Genomic DNA, 5,989 nt, shown 5'->3' on the forward strand with positions numbered 1-5,989 from the left:
TTGAGGACGCGGAGTTGCAGGCGGCCGCGGATCGTACGGGTCTGACGGTGTATGTGCCTGATCGTGGGTTTGCGGCTCCGCCTGGTGAGGGTGGTAAGCCGGGTGGTGTGCATCTGCGGGAGAGTGCCAGGGGTGATGCCCGGGGTTGGCGGGTGTACCGTCCGGCCTCCGCGGCTTCGGGGTCGGCTCCGCGGGCGGGAGTGGTGCTGTCCGCGGCGCCGTCGGTCCCGCCGGGGGATGAACACTGGAACGCGCCCCCTTCACCCCGGAGCGACGAGGACTCTCCGGCGCCGCGGTTCGGCGCCTTCTACACCGACGCCAAGTGGAAGGAGCTGAGCAGGGGGTACGAGCGGGCGCTCGGGCGGGTGCTGGCCGAGGACCCGAAACTGATCGAGGAGGCGCGGGGAGCGGTCCAGAGCCTTTATGACCTGCTGACCACGTACTACAGGAAGGGTCATGTGGCGGCGACGTTCCTTCCCCGGGCGAAGGACCCGCGGCGTGAGATGGACCGCCTGCTGGATCCCGATGGCGACGCCACCCTGCGGGAGCTGATGGACGCCTTCGCATACGGCGCCAGCGGCTCCGGGAGGACCACGCTGACCCGGCTGTGGACGGATAAGCCCGAGTTGAATCCGCGGGGCCTGCGCCTGCGGCCCCGCAGGGTGCAGCCGCACAGCCCGGACGCCCTGGAGGAGCTGCACGACCGGCTTGGTTTCCCGGTGGGGCCGGGCCCGGCCGAGGATGTCGAGTGGCTGCTCATGGTCCACCAGTTCCTGAACGTGCCTGATGGTGAGGTGCTTCGGTTCCGGGAAGCCATGATGGGCTGGATCCTGCCCGAGGCCGGCGATCACACACTGGTGGAGATCCTCGCCGCCTCCCACCGGGCCGGGGTGCGCGAGGAGACCGAGCCGGACAAGGTGGTCGAGGCAGCCCGCATCTACGCATGGGTGGACGGGTCCCTCAGCCCGGTCAGTCGGGGGGGCTGGGATGACAGCGCCCTGCACATGCCTCATGAGCGGATGTATCTCGCGCGAGCGGACTGGTTCGCCCCGAAAGTCATCGGAGACGACCGTGCCGAGGAGATCAGGGATCTGATCGAGTCGGGATACCTCGACGGCACCGATGTGAGCGGTCCGGGGGTGGCGGCGCGGCGGGAGCGGCGCGAGGCCCTCAGAGCGTGGACACAGCGCCATCGCTCGCTCGGGCTGCTGGGCGGGAATGTCGAGGAGGGACACGCGGCGGCGTTGCAGTTGGCCAGTGGGGTTGACGTGCGGCTGCTCGACGAGAAGTTCCTGGCCGGTCCCGACGCGCCCGACCAGCTTGAGGTCAAGGCGGAGTTGTGGGAGAAGGCGCGCTCGCTGGTGGCGCAGGCGTTTGGGGGCGGCGCGTTGAGGGAGTCCTTGCCGCTGCTGTTCCTGCGGGACTGGCGGTTCCGGGATCTGGTACAGGTCGCGGAGGGGCTCCTCGGGGATCCCGGGGCCGAGGACGCACTGGCGGATGTCCGTGGCAAGCTCGAGGAGCGGGCCGTCGAGCTGGTGGACGGGCTTCATGGTGAACTGCGGGCGCACGCGGAGATGGCGGCTGAGGCGGCGGCGGTGCTCCCGCCGGTCAGCGGACCGGTGTGGTGGGCGTCGTGGGAGTCCGGGCCGTTGGACGGGGCGCAGCACGGCGGTGGGAAGTGGCGGACGGTGAGCGTGCCGAGGCTGCACCATGCGACGACGCACCGTGAGACAGCGCTCGCCTCCTTGCTGGATCCGGCCGCCGAGAAGAGGGAGGGTTACCCGGTACTGTGGGAGGTGGTGGACTCCACCGGCCGGGATGTCTCCCCGTTGGCCCGCAGGCCCGCCGAGCGCACCGTGCTGTACCCCTCGAAGACGGTGCTGCGGGAGATCCGCCGTGAGCTCCGCCGCGACGGGGCGACCGGCAGGCGGTATATGCACCGAACCTTGGAGGAGGTCCCGCAGCCGCTGGCGCAGGAGTGGGATCGTGAGATCGTCACCCGGCAACTGCGCACCCGGGACGGCCGCTGGTTCGGCATGGCCTCCATCGACCTGCCGATGTGGCTGAAGGAGAAGGGCAAATTCCCTCGCCTGCGCGAAGCGCGGAAATACCGAGTGTATGACGTCGACACGGGGAAGGCGGGAGATCGCCGACCCCTGCCCTGGCCGGTGAAGAACACGGGCGTCTGGGTATCGCACAGCGACAACAAGTCCTTCATGGCGATGACGCGGTACGGCCTGAAGAGAGTGGACGGCACACAGGTCGGCCGTCATATCGGGCAAGTGATGGAGAGTCTGCGTGTCCCCGGCCAGGTACGCGTGCTGATGATCGCGTGTCAGTCGGGTGCCGAGGGGTCGGCCGCTCCTTCTCAACAGGCGGCCACCTGGAGCAGGCGCGGCACTCTCGCACCCCCCACCGGGCTCTTCATCTCGCCCAAAAGGGCCGAACCCGAGATCTACAGTGCCCCTGGAATGCCGGAGCCGAGGTGGCGGGAGGCCGAGCCGCAGGATCCGAGCGCTCTCGCCGCGGAGAAGGCCCGCGCGGCTCTTCTGGACCCGGCCAGGCAGGGCGCCCGGTTCAGCGGCTCGTACACCGACCCCGCGTGGGAGAGCCTGGCGGTGACGTTCGAGAAGCGCCTGGGAATGATGCTGGCCGCGGATCCCGAGGTGAAGGAGACCGCCCGGGAGGCCGTCAGTTCCCTGTATCACCACTTCACCCGGAGCCTCGGCCGTGACCGGGCCGCACAGGTGTTCTTTCCGGGCGAGACGCCGGACACCGCCCGTCGGAAGATGCGCAGCCTTCGGGATCCGGACTCCGGGATGACGCTGCACGAGGTCATGCGTGCACTGTGGGGCGCCATCGCGTCTCAGTACCCACAAACGTCTGTCCCGCAGCCGGTGGACAAGAACGGCCCCTGGTACCGCGAAATCCACGAAACCCGTGGCTTCCCGCTGGTCACGGGTCAGGCCGGCGGGGTGACGCATCTGCTCAGCACCTACCGCGACGAGACCGGAGCGTCGGACGAGGAGATGCTGCGGCTGCGCGAGGCCCTGCTCGGCTGGTGCCTGCCCACTTACAGCCGCTCGCTGTTCGAGATCATCGAGGCCTCCCACGAGGTTGAGCCCGGCCTCTTCGACTCCGGCGTGGAGTTCTGGGATGACGCGGCCCATACATACAGCTCGTTCGCCACGTTTCTGGCACCGCGGAAGAACCGTGATCCCGATGCCTTCATGGAGACGCTCTACCTTCCCCATCACGCGCTGTACCACCAGTTCACCGGGCGGTTCACCGAACTGGCCGCCGGGGGTGAGATCAGCGGCATCTGGAAGGCGCTGAGCGGGGCGCCGGACTCCCCCGGCCCGGACGGCAACGCGCGGCATGCGGCACTGGAGCTGTGGCGGCAGCGGCATGGTGGTTCGGTACCGGACATCCTCCGCGAGGGGGACGTCCTGCCTCTGTATCTGCTCTCGGGCCCGGACGCGGCGCTGGTCAGGGCGCGGTTCGCCGATTCGCTCCAGCCGGACGGGACGGAGCAGCTGAGGCAGGAGGCCAAGTCCGTAGTCCGGCAGGCGGTCCGAACGCGGAAGTCTGACTTCCCGCTGCTGCTCCTGCGCGACCAGGACTTCGCCGACGCCGCCGTCAGGATTCAGTCCCTCCCGGATGGGAAGAGGCGTGACGAGGCCCTTGAGAGCCTGCTGCGGCTGACCGACCGGCTCGCCGCCGAGCTCGCGGCGGAGATTCCCCTGCATCTGGGCATGGCGGGCGACGCGCTGATGGCGCTGCCGCCGGTGAACGCGCCGGTGTGGTGGGGCACATGGGTGGCCGGTGATCTCTCCGAGGGGCTGCCGGAGGAACTGCACGCGGTCAGCCTGCCGGAGTTCCATATGGCGAGGCGCGGCGAGGAGGCCGTGCTCTCCGGTGTGCTCGGGCAGGAGGACGGGTCGAATGGCCGGTACCCGGTCCTGTTCGCCGTGGCCCGGTCCACGGCCCGGGACGTCGCCCCCTTCTCCCGGCACCCGGACCGGCAGGAGGTGCGGTATCCGGCGGCGACGGTTCTCCACGTGCGGTTCCAGGAGATCCGGCGCGACACGCAGACCGGTCGGCGCTATCTGTATGTCCAGTTGGAGGAGACCGAGCCGGTACCCCAGACTCGCCGACGTGCCATCGCCCCGCCGTCGGCCACCGCTGCCCCGCAGACGCCGGGTAACGCGCAGCCCGCACCGCTGGTGCCGGTCCCGGGCGCCGCGGGCGCCTGGCGGGACTCACGGACCATGGTCTACGAGATCACGGATGGCGGTCGGCGGATGGGCTGGGCGTCGTTCACCCAGGGCGACTGGAGTCGACGCCAGGCGGTCTACAGTCAGCTGCCGAAGGTGAAGTACTACGTGGAGTGGCGGCTGGACGCCGCGGGACGTCCTACGGGGACAGTGAAGAAGCTGCCCGTCTCCAACCCCTATACCTGGAGTTCGCACACCGTTCCCGGAGGGCGCGACTTCCTGATGGCGCAGCCCGGGGGAGGGACACGGGCCGGTGACCCGGACGAGGTGGCCACGTACGTCGACATGCTGGACCCCTCCGGCGTCACCGACTTGATGATCCTGGCGTGCTCGGGCAAGGACGCCGAGCAGAGGGCGTTGGAGCTGGCCGAGGCCACCGGTCTGTCCGTGTGGTATCCAAAGGAGGCGGTCGCGGTCACCCTCGCCTCGGATGGCACGCCCCTGGTGCACATGCGCCAGCAGGCCGGGGGCAGTCCCGCCTCCTGGCTGGTGGCGCATCCGTACGGGTTGAGCCTGCCCTACCCGCGGCCGAGTGGGCCGGTCCCCGCGGTGTCCTTCCGCTACCCGTCGGAAGACGACTGGAACCTGCACGCGCCGTCGTCGGCGCCGCGTGTGGGCCGCAGGTGGCATCGGCGGATTCTGGGGTGGGCGATCAGGGGCAGGGGCAACAAGCTGCTGGGTGAGGCGTCGTTCTCCCCCACGAGCGGCACCTCCGCCACCCTCCCGCCGCCTCTCGCTCAGGAGCTGGAAGGGGTGAGGCTGAAGCCCGGTCCGGCACGTCGGCCGCGGGTCATGTCGGCTCCCGGCGTGACCGAACACGCGGCGGACGTGCCCGACGAGTCGGTCGCTTCGGGTTGGGGGATGCCCCGTGCCAACCAGTTGCGGTTCCAGGCGTCCGCGGACCGGCGCGGGGCGGTCATCGACGTGCGGGCGACCAACGTGGAGGCGGTGAAGTGGCTGATCCTGGGTGCGCTTCCCAAGCCCGAGGAGATCAAGGCCAAGACGATCAACGCTCTCGACGTCCAGCTCGGCGCCCGGGAGGAGAACCGCGGACTGGTCGGTTTCTTCGAGCCCCGCCTGCCCGAAGGAGTGCCGGCGGACGCCCCCGTCCGGGCTCGCTACCGGCAGCGGCTGGAGGAGTACCGGACACTGCGCGCCCATATGGACGAGCTGGAGCGGGATGGGCGCTTCCGGACGCGCGACGGTGTCGTCTACGCGGCGACCCCCGAGGGGATCTGGCGGCCCCTCACCGGGGACCACGACATCTTCAGGATCACCAGGCCCGACGGCTCCTTGCTGCCCCGGGACGAGTACGAGGCGTTCATCGAGGAGATGAAGAACTCCGGCATGGGTGTCATGCACGGAATGCACCTGGATTGGAACCCGAAGGATCCCCTGGGCCGGCAGATCTACGAGACGATCAAGGCAGCACACCGTCAGGACGGCGGGGAGCCGTTGCTCCGGTTCGTGCCGCACCGGGGGCAGCCCACCGTCGCCTATCTGGATTCGTGGGCCGAGGTCACGCCGGGCGCCGCGCGTACGACGCCGACGGACGAGGGCGCGACGACGACGGACTGGTCTTCGGGTGTGGTGTTGCGTGAGGTGAAGGACGCGCGGGGGCGTGTGGTGGGGCTGGCGTCGTTCGATGCGCAGGCTTGGGAGCGGCGGAAGGATTCGTACCGGGGTCTGTCGGAGGCGACGGAGTACACCGA

Annotated in this window: 1 protein-coding gene; it reads left to right on the plus strand. The window is 69.8% G+C overall.

Features of this window, described 5'->3' with window-relative positions:
- Nucleotides 1–203: 203 nt before the first annotated feature.
- Nucleotides 204–5,989 (plus strand): hypothetical protein (locus AC07FT_RS36210; RefSeq protein WP_479180416.1); only part of this gene is annotated, 5,786 nt, incomplete at its 3' end.

The sequence above is a fragment of the Streptomyces sp. NPDC045899 genome (genome assembly GCF_056431485.1).